The sequence below is a fragment of the Arthrobacter sp. M2012083 genome (assembly GCF_000281065.1).
GTDB lineage: Bacteria > Actinomycetota > Actinomycetes > Actinomycetales > Micrococcaceae > Arthrobacter.
Genome location: NZ_AKKK01000011.1, coordinates 160,212 through 175,264 on the forward strand (window position 1 = coordinate 160,212; position 15,053 = coordinate 175,264).

11 protein-coding genes are annotated in these 15,053 nt (G+C 62.5%); 3 read left to right on the forward strand and 8 right to left on the reverse strand.

Annotation, left to right across the window (positions count from 1 at the left end):
- Nucleotides 1–4: 4 nt before the first annotated feature.
- The 3 genes from A477_RS22760 to A477_RS0107640 all read right to left on the reverse strand — a co-directional run bounded on the left by A477_RS22760 (nt 5) and on the right by A477_RS0107640 (nt 3,503).
- Entirely contained in the window at nt 5–1,294 is a 1,290-nt protein-coding gene (locus A477_RS22760; RefSeq protein ID WP_237715747.1) for an ice-binding family protein, read from the reverse strand.
- A 302-nt stretch (nt 1,295–1,596) separates the two neighbouring features.
- Nucleotides 1,597–2,898 carry a cation:proton antiporter gene (locus tag A477_RS0107635; protein ID WP_017198426.1) on the reverse strand — a complete coding sequence of 434 codons (1,302 nt, stop codon included), beginning with the start codon at nt 2,896–2,898 and terminating at the stop codon, nt 1,597–1,599.
- A 41-nt stretch (nt 2,899–2,939) separates the two neighbouring features.
- A complete protein-coding gene (locus tag A477_RS0107640; RefSeq protein ID WP_017198427.1) occupies nt 2,940–3,503 on the reverse strand; it encodes a TetR/AcrR family transcriptional regulator in 564 nt (187 codons plus the stop codon).
- 94 nt (nt 3,504–3,597) lie between these two features.
- Between A477_RS0107640 and A477_RS0107645 the strand changes: the two genes are divergently transcribed.
- Together A477_RS0107645 and A477_RS0107650 are read left to right on the forward strand one after the other, a co-directional pair.
- On the forward strand, nt 3,598–4,431 hold the full coding sequence (locus tag A477_RS0107645) for an alpha/beta fold hydrolase (RefSeq protein WP_017198428.1): 834 nt from the start codon (nt 3,598–3,600) through the stop codon (nt 4,429–4,431).
- A gap of 250 nt (nt 4,432–4,681) precedes the next feature.
- Entirely contained in the window at nt 4,682–6,049 is a 1,368-nt protein-coding gene (locus A477_RS0107650; protein WP_017198429.1) for an MFS transporter, read from the forward strand.
- Between the two features lie 18 nt (nt 6,050–6,067).
- On the opposite strand, the gene A477_RS0107655 is transcribed toward A477_RS0107650, so the two are convergent.
- The 5 genes from A477_RS0107655 to A477_RS23685 all read right to left on the reverse strand — a co-directional run bounded on the left by A477_RS0107655 (nt 6,068) and on the right by A477_RS23685 (nt 12,601).
- Nucleotides 6,068–7,576, reverse strand: a complete 1,509-nt coding sequence (locus A477_RS0107655) for an APC family permease (protein WP_017198430.1) — start codon at nt 7,574–7,576, stop codon at nt 6,068–6,070.
- Between the two features lie 29 nt (nt 7,577–7,605).
- A complete protein-coding gene (locus A477_RS0107660) occupies nt 7,606–9,279 on the reverse strand; it encodes an amidohydrolase (RefSeq protein WP_017198431.1) in 1,674 nt (557 codons plus the stop codon).
- Nucleotides 9,280–9,283: 4 nt separating this feature from the next.
- Nucleotides 9,284–10,717 carry a purine-cytosine permease family protein gene (locus tag A477_RS0107665; protein ID WP_026005432.1) on the reverse strand — a complete coding sequence of 478 codons (1,434 nt, stop codon included), beginning with the start codon at nt 10,715–10,717 and terminating at the stop codon, nt 9,284–9,286.
- 172 nt (nt 10,718–10,889) lie between these two features.
- Nucleotides 10,890–12,386 (reverse strand): aldehyde dehydrogenase, encoded by a 1,497-nt coding sequence (locus A477_RS0107675; RefSeq protein WP_017198433.1) that lies wholly within the window; start codon nt 12,384–12,386, stop codon nt 10,890–10,892.
- Between the two features lie 20 nt (nt 12,387–12,406).
- Nucleotides 12,407–12,601 (reverse strand): hypothetical protein, encoded by a 195-nt coding sequence (locus A477_RS23685; RefSeq protein WP_237715748.1) that lies wholly within the window; start codon nt 12,599–12,601, stop codon nt 12,407–12,409.
- Nucleotides 12,602–12,998: 397 nt separating this feature from the next.
- Between A477_RS23685 and A477_RS0107685 the strand changes: the two genes are divergently transcribed.
- On the forward strand, nt 12,999–14,969 hold the full coding sequence (locus A477_RS0107685; protein WP_026005433.1) for a primary-amine oxidase: 1,971 nt from the start codon (nt 12,999–13,001) through the stop codon (nt 14,967–14,969).
- The last annotated feature ends 84 nt before the right edge of the window (nt 14,970–15,053 follow it).

Sequence of the window (15,053 nt, forward strand, 5' to 3'; positions counted from 1 at the left end):
GACACTACTCCTGCCGGCTTCCCCTGCGTCCGTTCATCAGTAGCCGGGTTGCCAAGAAGACGATGCCCACCCCACCAAGGCCCACGAAGACTGTCCCAAGGATGGTTGTTTGCGGCATGGAGCCGGTTCGGGATAGAGCGACGGCGGTGTCCACATTCGTGCCTTGATTCCTGCCGGTTCCGGCCAGGGGAACGCCTTGATTCGTAGCAATAGTTGATTCAGTGGGCCTTGTGGCGGGCGCCGTCTGGGTAGAAGTGGCCGTGGCAGTGGCTGTGGCGGGCGCCGTCTGGGTGGCAGTCGCCGTCGCCGTCGCCGTCTCCGTCTCCGTAGCAGTCGCCGTCGGGGTGGCAGTCGCCGTCGCCGTCGTCGTCTCCGTAGCAGTCACGGTCGGGGTGGCAGTCGCCGTCGGGGTGGCAGTCGCCGTCGCCGTCACCGTCTCCGTGGCGGTCACCGTCGGGGTGGCAGTCGCCGTCGCCGTCACCGTCTCAGTGGGCGTAACCGTCGGCGTCGCAGTGGCCGTGACCGGGGGCGCGGAGGTTGTGGGCGTCGTGACGCAGGCGGGGGTGGTCACGACGTTGGTGTCGAGGGAGACCTGCCCGTTGCGGGCCAGCAGCCGCCCCTCCACCACGGCGTTGGTTTGAGCCGTGATCGACGTCAGGGCAAGGATGGATCCCTTGAAACTCGAAGCGGTACCCAGGGTTGCCGAGCTGCCGACTTGCCAGAACACGTTGCAGGCTTGGGCGCCGTTGATGAAGATGATGCTGCTGGCTGAGGCCGTAATCAGCGTCGAGGCGACTTGAAAGACAAAGACGGAGGCGGGGTTGCCCTGGCCATCAAGGGTGAGCTGTCCACTGAGCGCCAAGGAGGACGTGGACTTGTAGACGCCCTCAACGAGCGTTTGGCCTACCAGGTCCCCGGAGACGGTTGCCGTCAATGGTTGCCCCGCGGCATTGTTGTAGGCGGTGGTCAGATCCGATTGCGCCTGCAGTGCCACCGCGTCTGCCGCGTGAGTGGTTCCAGCGGCTATTCCGGGCGGAAACCCGGTAATGGCGGTGCCTGGGCTCAGGCCGAGGTCTCGCTGAAGGGTGGTTGGTCCTGTGTTGGTCACTGTTGTAGCGGCAAGGACGGAATAGGACGTCGCCGTACCCAGGTTGACCGGCGTGGCTGCGAACGCGGGAGACTGTTGCACCATGATGGCGCCTGCAAGGAGAAGGACTCCGGAGGCTGCTCCCACTGCCACGGTTGTGCGGCGACGAGCCGATCCCAACGATGGTGTTCCTGGATTTCTTCGCACAGAGCTATGGTGCATGGCAGTCCTTCCCCCGGCGGGGCAAACGCCCCAAAGCAACTGCCCAACAGAATGAGGGGGAGCTATACAGCGGACCTTACGCTCGCAAGTACGGCATGCCTAGAGCAAGTTCCCGGCACAAAGTACGAGGCCAGGAGAGCGGCGCGCGCTCTGCCAGCACGCAAATTACTATCGCCCCTGCTCAGACCGTCAGTATGCTGACAATTTTGCTCAGCAGCGACTGCCAGTAGCCGTGATTAATTATTCCAGAATATCGATAAACCACTCGGCGCAGGGGCCTGCCGACGCTAAACAGCCGTGGTGGGCGCCCGGCCTTCGTCGCCGTGCTGCTTGCGTGCTTCAGCGGCCCGGAGCCGATCCAGCCGGTTCATGAGGGGCGCCGTGGTGGCCCCATGCACCACGATGGACAGTGCCACCACCAAGCCGATCAGGGCCCAAAGCTCGCGCGCTTCGGCATCGAAGTTGCCATGGCTCAGTGCGTATGCCACGTAATACAGTGACCCGATCCCGCGGATGCCGAAGTAGGAAATGGCCAGGCGTTCGCGCGGACCGGTCTTGCCACCCATCAAGCCGAGCCATCCAGCCAAGGGGCGGACCAGCAAGAGGAACGCGAACGCTACCAACAGCTCCATCCAACCGATACCCTCCAAGAGGCCACGGGCTATGGCGCCGCCAAGAAGAACCAGGATCACCACCGTCATGAGGCGCTCGAGCTGCTCCACATAGCTGTGCAGCACCTGGTGGTAGGAGTGGTTGTGCTCAGCAGATCGAATGGTCACGGCGCATATGAAAACTGCGATGAACCCGTAGCCTTCCACCATCTCCGCAACGCCGTAGGCCAGGAAAGTAGCTGCGAGCGCCACGAAGCCCTCGGAGTGTTCTGACAAGCGGAAGCTCTTCCCCTTGGCGGCGAAGAAGATCAAGCTCAGAAGCTTGCCGGTTCCGAAACCGACCAGCACCCCCGCACCAATGCGCCAGAGAACATCCAACGCCAGCCATTCCCCAAGCCAGGCCTCCGGGGAGGCACCCACCAAGCTGATGAGGATGGCCAGATACACGAAGGGGAAGGCGAGCCCGTCGTTCAAACCTGCCTCGGACGTCAAGGCGAAGCGGACCTCGTCCTCGTCCGGGTCATCTTCTGTGTCTGCAGGTTTTCCCACCTGGACCTCAGATGCCAGCACAGGGTCCGTGGGTGCGATCGCTGCCGCTACGAGGATTGCGGCGGCCAAACCCAGACCCAACACCCACAGGCCAAGGAGCGTCATCACCAGGATGCACAAGGGCATGACGATCCCGAGGAGACGCCAGGTGGTGGTCCATCCGCGCCAACGGAAGGGTCTATCAAGAGCCAGCCCGGCACCCATGAGAGAGATGATGACGCACACTTCGGTCAGGTGCGTCGTGAAATCCCCATACTGGACAGGGTCCGGGTCCGGTAAGTCAGGAAGCAGGGTGAACGCCAGAATTCCGCTGCCCAGAAAGACCATCGGCATGGAAAGCGGCATGTGGCGCAACAATTTCGGCAGAACTGCTGCGGCCAACACCGCAATGCCTGCCGAGAAGAACAAGATGCTGGGGACTTCAAACACAAATAGTCTTCTTCCTGCCGCGTACGGCGCGTCTCAGAAGCCTAGTCGGCCGTGAGGGCTGCGTCGATCAGTACTGCCGCTGCTTGACGCGCCTGCCCGGCGGCATCGGACGTTCCTGCGATGGCCGCCGTGGTCTGCGCACCTTCGGCAAGGATGGCCAGTTGCGGTGCCAGATAGCCCGGCGCGCCGGCCTCACCAGCCAAACGGGCAACGTATTCCTGGAACGATTCCTTGTGCTTCCGCGCATATTCGGCGACGTCCGGGCTGATGGCACCGAGCTCGGCGAAGCTGTTGATGAATCCGCACCCGCGAAACGAATCCTGACAGAACCATCCGGCGAGGTAGTCGAAGATGGCGAGGAGGCGCTCCCGGGGGCCCCCGGCCTGCTGCACCGTGGCGTCGAGCCCTTCGGTCCAGGACTTATGCCGGTGCTCAAGCACGGCCATGACAATGCTGCTCTTTGAGGGGAACTCCGCGTAAAGCTTCTTCAGCGAGACCCCGGCCACCGAGCGGAGTTCGTCCATGCCAACGGCCTGGATTCCCTTCGCGTTGTAGAGCTCGTCGGCGGCGGCGACGATGCGTTCGCGAACCTCGGAAATATCCATGCACCTATTGTACTTGCAATGAGAACGATCGTTCTCTACTATGGAGAACACCGAGGGAGAACGATCGTTCTCCACCTCTAGAAAGGGACAAATCATGGGTTTCATCAAGGTTGGCACCGAGAACACCACGGACATTGAGCTCTACTACGAGGACCACGGCGCGGGTCAGCCCGTCGTCCTGATCCACGGCTACCCCTTGGACGGCGGCTCATGGGAAAAGCAGACAGCCGCCCTCCTCAACGCCGGTTACAGGGTCATCACCTACGACCGCCGCGGCTTCGGCAAGTCCAGCAAGCCAACCACCGGCTACGACTACGACACCTTCGCGGCAGACCTGAACACCGTTCTTGAAACCCTGGACCTACAGGACGTCGTGCTGGTCGGCTTCTCGATGGGCACCGGTGAAGTTGGACGCTACATCGGCACGTACGGAGAAGCCCGCATCGCCAAGGCCGCATTCCTGGCATCCCTGGAACCCTTCCTCCTTCAGACGGGCGACAACCCAACCGGCGTTCCCTCGTCAGTCTTCGATGGCATCCGCAACGCCGCTATCGAAGACCGCTACGCCTGGTTCACCAACTTCTACAACGACTTCTTCAACACCGATAACTTCCTGGGCAACCGCCTCAGCGAAGAGGCACTGCGGAATTCCTGGAACGTAGCCGCAGGCTCGTCCTGGTACGCATCCTTCGCAGTGGTTGACTCATGGCTCACGGACTTCCGCTCCGACATCGGGAAGGTCACCGTCCCCTCACTGATCGTCCACGGCACCGACGACCGCATCCTTCCCATCGACTCCACAGGCCGCGAGTTCACCAAGCGCCTGCCGTCCGCCGAATACGTCGAGATTGAAGACGCGCCGCACGGCATGCTGTGGACTCACGGCGCTGAAATCAACGAGATCCTGTTGCGCTTCCTGGCCAAGTAACCGCACAACCGCCTACGACGGCGAACCACTCAAAAAACGAATAATACTTACGACGGCGGCAGGTCGCCTTGGTTCCATTGGAACCAACGGTGGCCTGCCGCCGTCGTGCGTTGACGTAGCGCACGTCACGTCCTATGATTTATGAATCGATTCAAGATGTAACCTTCCTCACGCTGAATGACCACTTTGTTCAGTCCTGGATGGGAAGAGTTCTTGTTCCTTGCCAACGACGCCAGAGGAGTACAGCGACGTGACAGTCACGCACCGGAGGGATCCCAGCACCTCCCCCGAACACGCCACCGGCCCCGAACCAACCACCGGCCAGAAGGATCCGAAGAAGGCCGCGATGAGCGGCTGGATCGGAAGCGCACTGGAGTACTACGACTTCGCTCTGTACTCACTGGCGGCGACACTTCTGTTTCCCACCATCTTCTTCCCTACCGAGAATGCCACCGTCGGCATCATCGCCTCCCTGGCCACCTACGCCGTGGGTTACGTTTCCCGCCCGCTCGGCGCCGTGGTCCTGGGCGCCTACGGTGACCGGCACGGGCGCAAGAAGGTGCTCGTTTTCGCGATGCTGCTCATGGGCTTCGCTACTTTTGCCGTCGGCCTCCTGCCCACGTATGGACAGGTTGGCCTTCTGGCCCCCGTCCTCCTGGTGATTCTGAGGCTGATCCAAGGATTCGCCGTTGCAGGTGAACTCGGTGGTGCCAGTGCCATGATCGTGGAGCACTCCCCCGATGCGAAGCGCGGATTCTTCGCGAGCTTCAGCCTGCAGGGCACGCAAGTGGGCTCGATCCTCGCCACGGCCGTCCTGATTCCGCTCGCCGCCTTGCTCCCTGAAGAGCAGTTCCACTCCTGGGGCTGGCGCTTGCCGTTCCTGCTCAGCGCCGTAGTGATCGTGGCCGGATATGTTATCCGTCGCCGAGTGGAGGAGCCGCCCGCCTACTTGGCCCAGTCCGAGGACGCCAGCGCCAAGCGCCGCTTTCCGTTGGTGGACCTCCTGCGCACCCATCCCTGGGTTTTGCTGCGGTGCATCATCATGACCTTCACCAACGTCATCGGCATGGCCACCCTCATCTTCGGCGTCTCCTTCGCCACCCAAAAGGGCTACGGCATCGGCTTCTCCAGCAGCGAGTTCCTCTGGGTAACCCTGGCAGCCAATGTGGCCGCGGTGCTGACCATCCCGTTGTTCGGTGCCCTGTCCGACAAGATCGGCCGGCGAACACTGATGGTGGCCGGCGGCATCGCCGGCGGTTTGTTGACCGTGGGCTACCTGTGGGCGATCGAACAGCGCAGCCTTCCCTTGGTCTTCGTCTGCGTCGTGATCGTCCAAGGCATCCTCTTCCAGATGTGGAACGCCACCTTTGCCACCTTCTTCCAGGAGCAGTTCCCCATGAGAATGAGGGTGACCGGCTTCGCTGTCTCGCAGAACATCGGGCTCATGATCGCTTCCTTCTTCCCGAGCCTGTTCACGGCGATCGCTCCCCCGGGATCAGCGAACATCCCCATGGTCATCGGCCTGACCACGCTGGGCATCTGCTTGGTTTCAGCTGTAGCAACCCTTTTGTCCTCGGACACCAAGGGCAAGACGCTCGAGGACCTCGAAAGCCGATGACGAACGCCGTGCAGCGAGTTAGTCGTTGACCAGTTCCGCGGTCTCGCTCCTGGGCGCTACCGCCTCCCTCACCTTCTTGCCACGGGCATAACCCACGAGCCCGAGTGCCAGGATGCATCCAAGGGTGCCGAGGGCGAAGGCTTCGAACGTGAACTGCGGGACACCCCACGTTGCCTCAAAGTCGTACGGCAAGCCGAAGAGCACATCCAAGGTTCCCGGGAAGATTGCCACCCAGGACCCGATCAGGATCCACGTGAAGCAGATGTAACCGAGGATGCGGAAACCGGCATCGGAGACAGGAACCCTAAAGGGCCGGTCAGCGTGGGGATACTTGCTCCGGAGCTTCACAGCCGCCGGGATGGCAAACAGGTAGCTCAGTAGGAACGTCGAAATCGCGATGGAGAGCACCACTCCGAACAGTGCGCTGCTGGTGCCGCTGAGCTGCATGGCTGCAAGCATGAACAGCGTCGCCACCACACCTGAGAGCGTATTGACGCGGATAGGCGTGCCCAGCTTGGGATGGAAGCGTCCAAAGAAGCCCCCAAAGAAGGACCCGTCTGCCGCGGCCATGGCCTGCATGCGGTCGCTGATGATCATCCATGCGGCACCTTGCGAGACCAGGATGAAGCAGAAAACTACGGCGGAAACAGACAACATGATCTCAGCAGCAGGACCAAAGACTGTGTAGACAGTGGCTATTGCTCCGAACAGGCCACCAATGCCGGTGATCTGGTCCAGCGGTACCACCAGCAGGATGGCAAGGATGGGGAGCAGGTAGCTTGCGGCGGCAATCATGGAGGACCGGGCAACCGAAATGGGAACATCCTTGGCCGGGTTCTTCATCTCCCCGGCGGCACTGTTCCCGGACTCGAAACCAAGGAACGAGAACAGCAGAAGTGGAGTGACACCCAGGAAGCCGGCAAGTGTTGGAGAGAAGAAGCCCAGGTCCAGACCGTTGAAGCCGTGCTGCAGCCCGTAAACCATGGTGACAATGATGAAGAAGGTCAGGAACGCGACCTTGAGGATGGCGCCCAGCGAGGGCAGCCATTTGCCGTGCTTCAAGCTGATAATCGCTGAGGTAACAGTGATCCAGATGAAGAGAAGCTTGAAGATGTAATCGGCCGGGCTGCCGGCGTCCACGTGGCCCACGTACTCGGACCAGGTTTCCACTGCGACGAAGGCCATGGCGCCACCCACCCAGACCGGCTGCGTTACCCATGTGAAAAGGGAGGTGATAGCTGCAACCACGCGGCCAAACGCCATCTTCGTCCACACGTAGACGCCGCCCTCTTCGGTGAAAGCGCCGCCGGTCTCGGCGAAGATCAGCCCATAGGGCACCATGAACGTGACGGCCAGGATGAGCGTCCAGGTGAAGGTTTCCCCGCCGAAGCCGGAAACCTGGCCCAGGACCTCCACTGAGATAACGGCGGCGACCACCAACAACAAGATGTCGAAGCGGCCCAGGGATTTTTGCAGATGCTTGCTTTGCTCTTGCGCGAGCCGCGTTGAGGCTACTGGCTGATCCATGATCGATCCTTTGCTACTGCTTAAGTTTGCTACTGAGCAAGAAGGGTGGGAAGCGCCCCGTTGTGGGCGCGGCTGTAGACGGGCTGGCCTCCAGCGAAAGTGACGTCGACGCCAATCGCCCCCAGCTCGCGGGCTTCGACGGCGAGGGGATCGGCGTCGAGCACAACCAAGTCGGCGGCCATGCCCACGCGGATGGCACCACGCTCGGCGTCAAGCCGGTTGGCGCGCGCAGCTCCCGTTGTGTAGGCGGCGAGCGCCGCGCCGAGGGTAATCGCTTCGGCGGGTAACAGCGGATCCGTTTGCGAGCGGGTGTCGCGGGCATGTGGATCGGCCGACGGCGCCGTGCGGTTCACGGCTGTATGGATGCCCCACAGGGGATCGGGGCTGGAGACCGGCCAGTCGCTGCCGATGGCAAGGCCGACGCCGGCGCGGCGCAAGGTCTCGAAGGCAAAGTGCACCTGTTGGTGGGCTTCGTCGAGATACGGCAGCTTGGTTTCGACAAGGACCGGATCCTTCCTGGCCCACAGCGGTTGTATATTGGCGATTGCCCCTGTGGCTGCGAAGCGGGCGACGTCGGCCGGATCAACCAAGTCCAAGTGTGCGATCTGGTGGCGCGGGTCCCCGCCTTCGCGGCGAGGCAAGTCCAGAGCGTTAACGCAGTCCCGCACGGCCCTGTCTCCAACAGCATGCAGATGGAGGTCGAAGCCCTCCGCGTCCACAGCCCGCGTGATTCGCGCAAGCTCGTCCGGTTCGATGAGGCTCATGCCCGTTTCATGAGGATGGCCGTTGTATGGCCGGGTCAAGGCAGCAGTGAGGTTTTCACAGACGCCGTCCACCATGATTTTTACGGCTGTGGCCCTGAAGCGACCCCGCGAGGTAGCACGGCGTTGCTTGAAGAGTTCAATCTGTTCGAGGCCGCAATCCCGCTTCCACCAGAGCGCTCCGGTCACCGTGGCGGTCAAGCGCCCTTCCGACTCCAAGGCCAGGTAATGATCGAAGGAGTCGGGCATCCCCAGGGCTTGTCCGACCGCGGCGTCTTGCCATGCGGTCACACCCAACGAGTGCAGATAGGCCTGGGCCGTAAGAAGAGCACGACGGATATGCTTTTGGTCCGGGTCCGGAATCAGTGCCGAGACCAGGTCTGCCGCGTGTTCAATGAGCATGCCGGTGGCGGCTCCGGATCCATCCCGGGCAATGACTCCTCCGTCCGGATCAGGAGTCGTGTCAGTGATTCCGGCACGTTCAAGTGCACGTGAATTCACCCATGCACCGTGTCCGTCATGGCTTATCAGGAACACAGGCCGGTCCGGAACGAGCTCGTCCAGCAGCGCACGATGCGGGAAGCCGCCGTCGAAAACGTCGCCGTACCAGCCCGCACCCTGGATCCATTCCGCGGCCGGGTTCGCACGGGCATGATCCGCAATCAGCGCGCGATACTCCGCCAGGGAATGGACGCCGGAAAGATCACAGCCGAGCATTTGCAGTCCGCCCGCGAGCGGGTGAACGTGGGCGTCCTGGAAGCCGGGAAGGAGCGCCTTTCCGGAAAGGTCCACCAGCTCAGTAGCTGGACCACGCCAGCCTGCGGCATCGACGCCGAGAGCCACGATTCTTCCGTTAGCCACCGCGACTGCATCAGTGTGGGCTTGGAGCGGATCCAGAGTATGTACGGGGCCGCCGCTGAAGATCCAGTCTGCGTAGGTCATGTCATTACTTTCCATGGATTTGGGGTTCGATGGAGCTGAACTTGGTTTCTGAATCGAGGCGTATCAGCTTCGGGGCGGTGCGGGCAATCAAGATGTAAACCACAGAACTGACTCCCAGGCCCACGAGCCAGGCGATATCAATTCCGCCCATCGCTTCGGCCACCACCCCTGTATGGAAGGAAGTGGCCATGAAGGGGATCTGGGCAAGAACGCCGATGGCGAAAACCGCCAGCGCGCCGGCATTCCAGCGGCCATAGCGGCCGCCGTCGGCAGCGTAGAACTCGTCTACTGCGTAGGAGCCGTGTCGGATGACGTAGTAGTCCACCAAGTTGATGGCAGACCATGGGATGAGCACGTAAAGGAGCACGCTGAGGAAGCTGAAGTATGAGGACGCGAAGCTGGTTGCGGCGGTTAGGGCCAGGGCGACACCGAGCACGTGCAACACCAGGGACGTCACCAGGCGGGCTTTGATTCCGGGGCGCCATCCGCTGAAGAAGGTCTCCACCAGCGTCAAGGCACAAAGGGCACTGCAGTAGGCGTTCACCGAGTTTCCCGCGGCCGCGACCAGTGCAAATCCCACCAGGACGGCGGCACCGAGTGCCGGCCCGAGCAAGCCGTGGAGCCCTGTCATCGAATCCACTCCGGTTACGGCTATCCCGACTCCGGCGCCGAGGACCATCAACATTGCGCTCGACGTGACGCAGCCCAAGTAGGTTCCCCAAAAGGCTCCCTTGGTGCCTGACTTGGCGGGCATGTACCGGGAGTAGTCCGATACGTAGGGAGCGTACGTCAGTTGCCACACGATGCCGATTGCCAGCATGGCCAGGAAACCCGTCCAAGTGAATTCACCGTGGTTCATGTGGGCCCAAAAGTCCCCACTGGCAAGTAGGCCCGCGAAAGACACCAGCACCAGTGCGCCAACCACATAGGCGCCCAACGCTGTCACCTTCCGGACCAGGTTGTACCCGAACGCAGCGATGATGAAGCTGAGGACGGCGCAGCCGATGATCATGGCAGTTCCATTGGCCTCCGGCAGGAGGGCTGCGATCGAGTCCGAGGAAACGATCAGGTTCGACGAGAAGTACCCCACGAACATCAGGATCGCCACGGCCACGATCAAACTCGCCCCACGCGATCCGAACTGGCCGCGGGCTTGCAGCATCTGGGGGACGCCCAGCTGCGGTCCTTGCGCCGCGTGCAGTGCCATGGCGATTCCGCCGATTGCGTGGCCGAGAAAGATCGCGATGATGGAGCCGACCATGGGAAGGCCCAACAGTGTGGTGGCCGTGGCGCCGGTGACCACCGTGAGGGGCGTCATGTTCATTCCAAACCAGATGGTGAAGAGTTCCCGGGACCTACCGTGCCGCGCTTCGGCCGGTATGGGGGCGATGGACTCTTGTTCGATTTCGAAAAGACGGGAGCGGAGCATCGATTTCATTTGAGGGTGTCCTTAACACAGTGGAAGGATGCTGGCAGATTCTGGCAGGCCTTCCCCAAAAGCCCTTCGGCGCCTAACCTGGTCTGCTGTCTGGCCCAGCGTAGGCCTGTGAACTGCATCACGTAAACCATTGAATGGTGATGCATATCAGCGGTTTTCCAGATGAATCAAATCAGCCGAACTGGATCCACGTGGTCTTTGGCGCGGTGTAGTTGTCGAACGCATGCAGGGAGAGGTCCCGCCCGAACCCGGACTGCTTGAAGCCGCCAAAGGGTGTGGTGTTTCCCAGCGCGTCCACGGTATTGACGGAGACTGTTCCGGCAAGGAGCTCTGCTGCCACGCGATGTCCGCGGGACAGGTTGGACGTCCACACAGAGGCAGCCAGCCCGTAGTCTGTGGCATTGGCTAACTGCACCGCTTCCTCCTCGGTGTCGAAGGCGTGCAGCACAGCCACGGGCCCAAAAATCTCGTCGCGGTGGACATCGTGATCCGCGCCCAGGCCGCCCAACAAAGTGGGTTCCAGGTAGGCATCCGAGCCCCGGATTTCGTGCCGCTCACCGCCGAAAAGCACCTCACCTTCGGCGCGGCCGCGCCGAATCCAGCCCTCGACGTCGTTCGCGTGCGCGCTGCTGATAAGGGCACCATTGCCCTCCAAGCCCGCCAACGGGTCAGCGGGCCGATAGCCGGCCGCCGCATCCGCAAGGAGGGCCGCGAACTCGTCATGGATATCCCTCTGCACCAGGATCCGTGAATTCGCAGAACAGACCTGGCCTTGGTTGTAGAAGGCTCCGAAGGCTGCCTTGGTTGCTGCTTCTGGCAGGTCTGCCGTGTCGGCAAAGACAATGTTGGAGCTCTTGCCGCCTGCTTCGAGGCTAAGCCGTTTGAGGTTGCTGCGACCCGAGGCCTCCAACAGGGTGCGGGAGACCGCGGTGGAACCCGTGAAGGCCAGCGCATCAACGTCCATGTGGTGCGCCAAGGCCGCGCCTACTTCCCGCCCTGTGCCAGTAACGATGTTCAGCACGCCATCCGGAAGACCCGCTTCCGTGGCCAGTTCGGCGAGCCGCAGCACGCTCAACGAAGTCTGCTCGGCCGGCTTGAGCACCACGGTGTTCCCCGAGGCAAGCGCCGGAGCCAGTTTCCAGACCGCGATCTCCAGCGGGAAGTTCCACGGCACGATTGCCGCCACCACACCCAAGGGCTCGCGGGTCACCAGGGCGGTTGCCCCGGGCGGAACTGTGGGTAACTCACCGTTCTGCTTGTCCGCCGCCTCCGCGTACCAGCGCAACGTGGAGATAGCGCCGGGCACGTCAACAGTGGTGGTCTGCAGGATTGGCTTTCCACTGTCCAGCGTCTCCAAGAGCGCCAATTCATCAGAATGCCGCTCCATCAAGGCAGCCATCGCCAGCAACAGCCCTTTTCGCTTCTCGGCCCCGCAACGGGCCCACGCGGGAAAAGCTCGCCTGGCGGCTGCTACCGCGCGATCAACGTCATTGGCTCCGCACGCAGCCAGCTCAGCAAGGACGCGACCATCAATCGGGCTGATCGTGGGGCGGGCAAGTTCCGTGCTTGACGCTGTTCGGCGGCCATCGACGAAAGCCCTTCCATCGATCGCGAGGGCGGCGGCATGTTCGTGCCAGTCCAGGGAGAGTGCGGTTGAGGTGGTGTTCATGGTGACTCCTGAGTGGGGTTTTAGTGGTGGTGATTCAGCTGTGGTGTTGAGGTGCGGGCGATGCGCAGGGCCGCGGAAGCAGCCAGGAGGCAGAGAAGTTCAACGCCAATGAGGACGAGCATGGCTGTTTGGTGACCAGCTGCGGATGCTCCCCGGTTGTCACCGTGGTGGCCGCCGCCAAGTCCCAACAGCAGGACCAGGTGGATGAGGATCATGACCGCGCTCATCGCCAAGAGGTGGCCGGCGGCTCGTGGCGCAACCTGCCGGGCGGAGAGCCTCCACCTCCTCCGCATGAGGGAACAAGCCATGGGAGCGGCGCAGGTCAAGCACGCAGCACCCATCGCCGCCATCCACCAGGCCATGACGCCTGCCGGACTGCTTGCCGCCGCCGCCACGTGGGCTACAGCGCTCCCCGCAGCTGCAACGCCCACAAGGCCTGCAGGAATGGGCACGGTTGTGCCGAGCCGCCAAGGTAGGCGGGATTGCTGGTTCATGGTTCTCCTGGCCGCCGGCGACGTTTGGGTCAAGGACTTTACGCCGGCCTGTGAGGTGGGTAACATCAAAGCGTTGGTTGAACAGTTGTACCATCAAAAATCGACTTCAGGAAGTGCCATGACCCTTCAAACCACCCCGTTGGCCGCAACAACGCAGGCTCCGCTGGGGCAGCATCCACTTGAGCAACTCTCGGCACAGGAGATCCGCCAGGCCCGCCGAATTCTGGTAGAGGCCGGCCTCGTCGCAGAGACCACCCGCTTCGCCTACCTCGGCCTGATCGAACCGCCCAAGACCGCCTTTCAGGGAGATGCCCCAGCAGCTCCCCGCCTGGTCCGGGCCATGCTTTGGGACCCGGCACTGTCGCGTTCCCTCGATGTCAGGCTGTCCCTGACAGCCGGGCTCGTCCTTGATACGCGGGAACTAAACCCCGCAATCGATGGCCAGTTGCCCGTTCTGCTTGAGGAATTCGGGATCATCGAGGACATCCTGGCTGGAGATCCACAGTGGAACGCAGCACTGGCCAGCCGTGGCCTGACCCCGGCCCAGGTCCGCGTCGCTCCCCTGTCCGCAGGCGTCTTCGAGTACGGGAACGAGGAAGGCAAACGGCTACTTCGCGGCCTCGGATTCCGCCAGGACCACGCCGCGGACCACCCTTGGGCCCACCCGATTGACGGGTTGGTGGCCTTCGTGGATGTGGAAAACCGCCGAGTGAACCACTTGATCGACGACGGCCCCGTGCCGGTACCGGAGGTCAACGGCAACTACACCGACCCCACAATTCACGGCGCGCTCCGCACGGACTTGAAGCCGATGGAAATCACCCAACCAGAAGGCCCCAGCTTCACGTTGGAGGGCAACCACCTTTCTTGGGCCGGCTGGGACCTGCGCGTGGGATTCGATGCCCGCGAAGGTTTGGTGCTCCACCAACTGCACCACTCGCACCAGGGCCGGCGTCGGCCAGTGGTCCACCGCGCATCCATCTCCGAAATGGTGGTCCCGTATGGCGATCCGTCTCCGTATCGAAGCTGGCAGAACTACTTCGATTCCGGCGAGTACCTTGTGGGCCGGGACGCCAACTCGCTCAAGCTGGGTTGTGACTGCTTGGGAGACATCACTTACATGTCCCCTGTGGTGGCTGATGATTTCGGCAATCCGCGAATGATCGAGAACGGCATCTGCATCCACGAGGAAGACGCGGGAATCCTGTGGAAGCACACGGACGAGTGGGCCGGCTCCAACGAGGTTCGACGCAACCGCAGGCTGGTCATCTCCTTCTTCACCACCGTAGGGAACTACGATTACGGTTTCTACTGGTACCTCTACTTGGACGGCACCATCGAGTTTGAGGCGAAGGCCACGGGCATCGTGTTCACGGCAGCCCTGCCGGAGAAGGATTACGCCTACGCTTCGGAGATCGCTCCCGGCCTCGGCGCCCCCTACCACCAGCACCTCTTCAGCGCCCGGCTGGACATGATGATCGATGGCGACACGAACCGGGTTGAGGAACTGGACCTGGTGCGCCTTCCCAAGGGACCCGGAAACCCCCACGGCAATGCCTTCACCCAAAAGCGCACACTGCTGGCCCGCGAATCGGAGGCAGTCCGCGATGCCGACGGCACCAAGGGAAGGGTGTGGCACATCAGCAACCCCGACTCCTTGAACCACCTTGGCCACCCCGTGGGCTACACCCTTTACCCGGAGGGCAATCCCACGTTGGCCATGGCCGATGATTCCTCCATTGCCTCGCGGGCCGCTTTTGCCACACACCATCTGTGGGTCACGCAGCACGCCGGGGACGAGCTCTACGCCGCCGGCGACTTCGTCAACCAGCACCCAGGAGGTGCTGGGCTTCCCAGCTACGTGGCGCAGGACCGCGACATCGACGGCCAGGACCTCGTGGTGTGGCACTCCTTTGGCCTGACCCATTTCCCCCGTCCCGAGGACTGGCCCATCATGCCCGTTGACACCACCGGCTTCACGCTGAAACCGCACGGCTTCTTCGATCAGAACCCCACGCTGAACGTGCCATCGTCTGCCGCCGGGCACTGCGCTCCTGCAGGGCAGGACGCCGGCGGCTGCGGGCACTGACGGTTCCATCCGCAATTACCACCGCGGGGTCGCACGTCCCGGCGTTCCCGCGGTGGTAGGGTGCTCACGGTCCGGCCATGTCCA

Bases quoted from the DNA above. Each gene is read 5' to 3' on its own strand.
- A477_RS23685 (WP_237715748.1), bottom strand. From the start codon at position 12,601: ATGATCCTCATCCACCTGGTCCTGCTGTTGGGACTTGGCGGCGGCCAC.
- A477_RS0107665 (WP_026005432.1), bottom strand. From the start codon at position 10,717: ATGAAATCGATGCTCCGCTCCCGTCTTTTCGAAATCGAACAAGAGTCC.
- A477_RS0107660 (WP_017198431.1), bottom strand. From the start codon at position 9,279: ATGACCTACGCAGACTGGATCTTCAGCGGCGGCCCCGTACATACTCTG.
- A477_RS0107645 (WP_017198428.1), top strand. From the start codon at position 3,598: ATGGGTTTCATCAAGGTTGGCACCGAGAACACCACGGACATTGAGCTC.
- A477_RS0107655 (WP_017198430.1), bottom strand. From the start codon at position 7,576: ATGGATCAGCCAGTAGCCTCAACGCGGCTCGCGCAAGAGCAAAGCAAG.
- A477_RS0107640 (WP_017198427.1), bottom strand. From the start codon at position 3,503: ATGGATATTTCCGAGGTTCGCGAACGCATCGTCGCCGCCGCCGACGAG.
- A477_RS0107675 (WP_017198433.1), bottom strand. From the start codon at position 12,386: ATGAACACCACCTCAACCGCACTCTCCCTGGACTGGCACGAACATGCC.
- A477_RS0107685 (WP_026005433.1), top strand. From the start codon at position 12,999: ATGACCCTTCAAACCACCCCGTTGGCCGCAACAACGCAGGCTCCGCTG.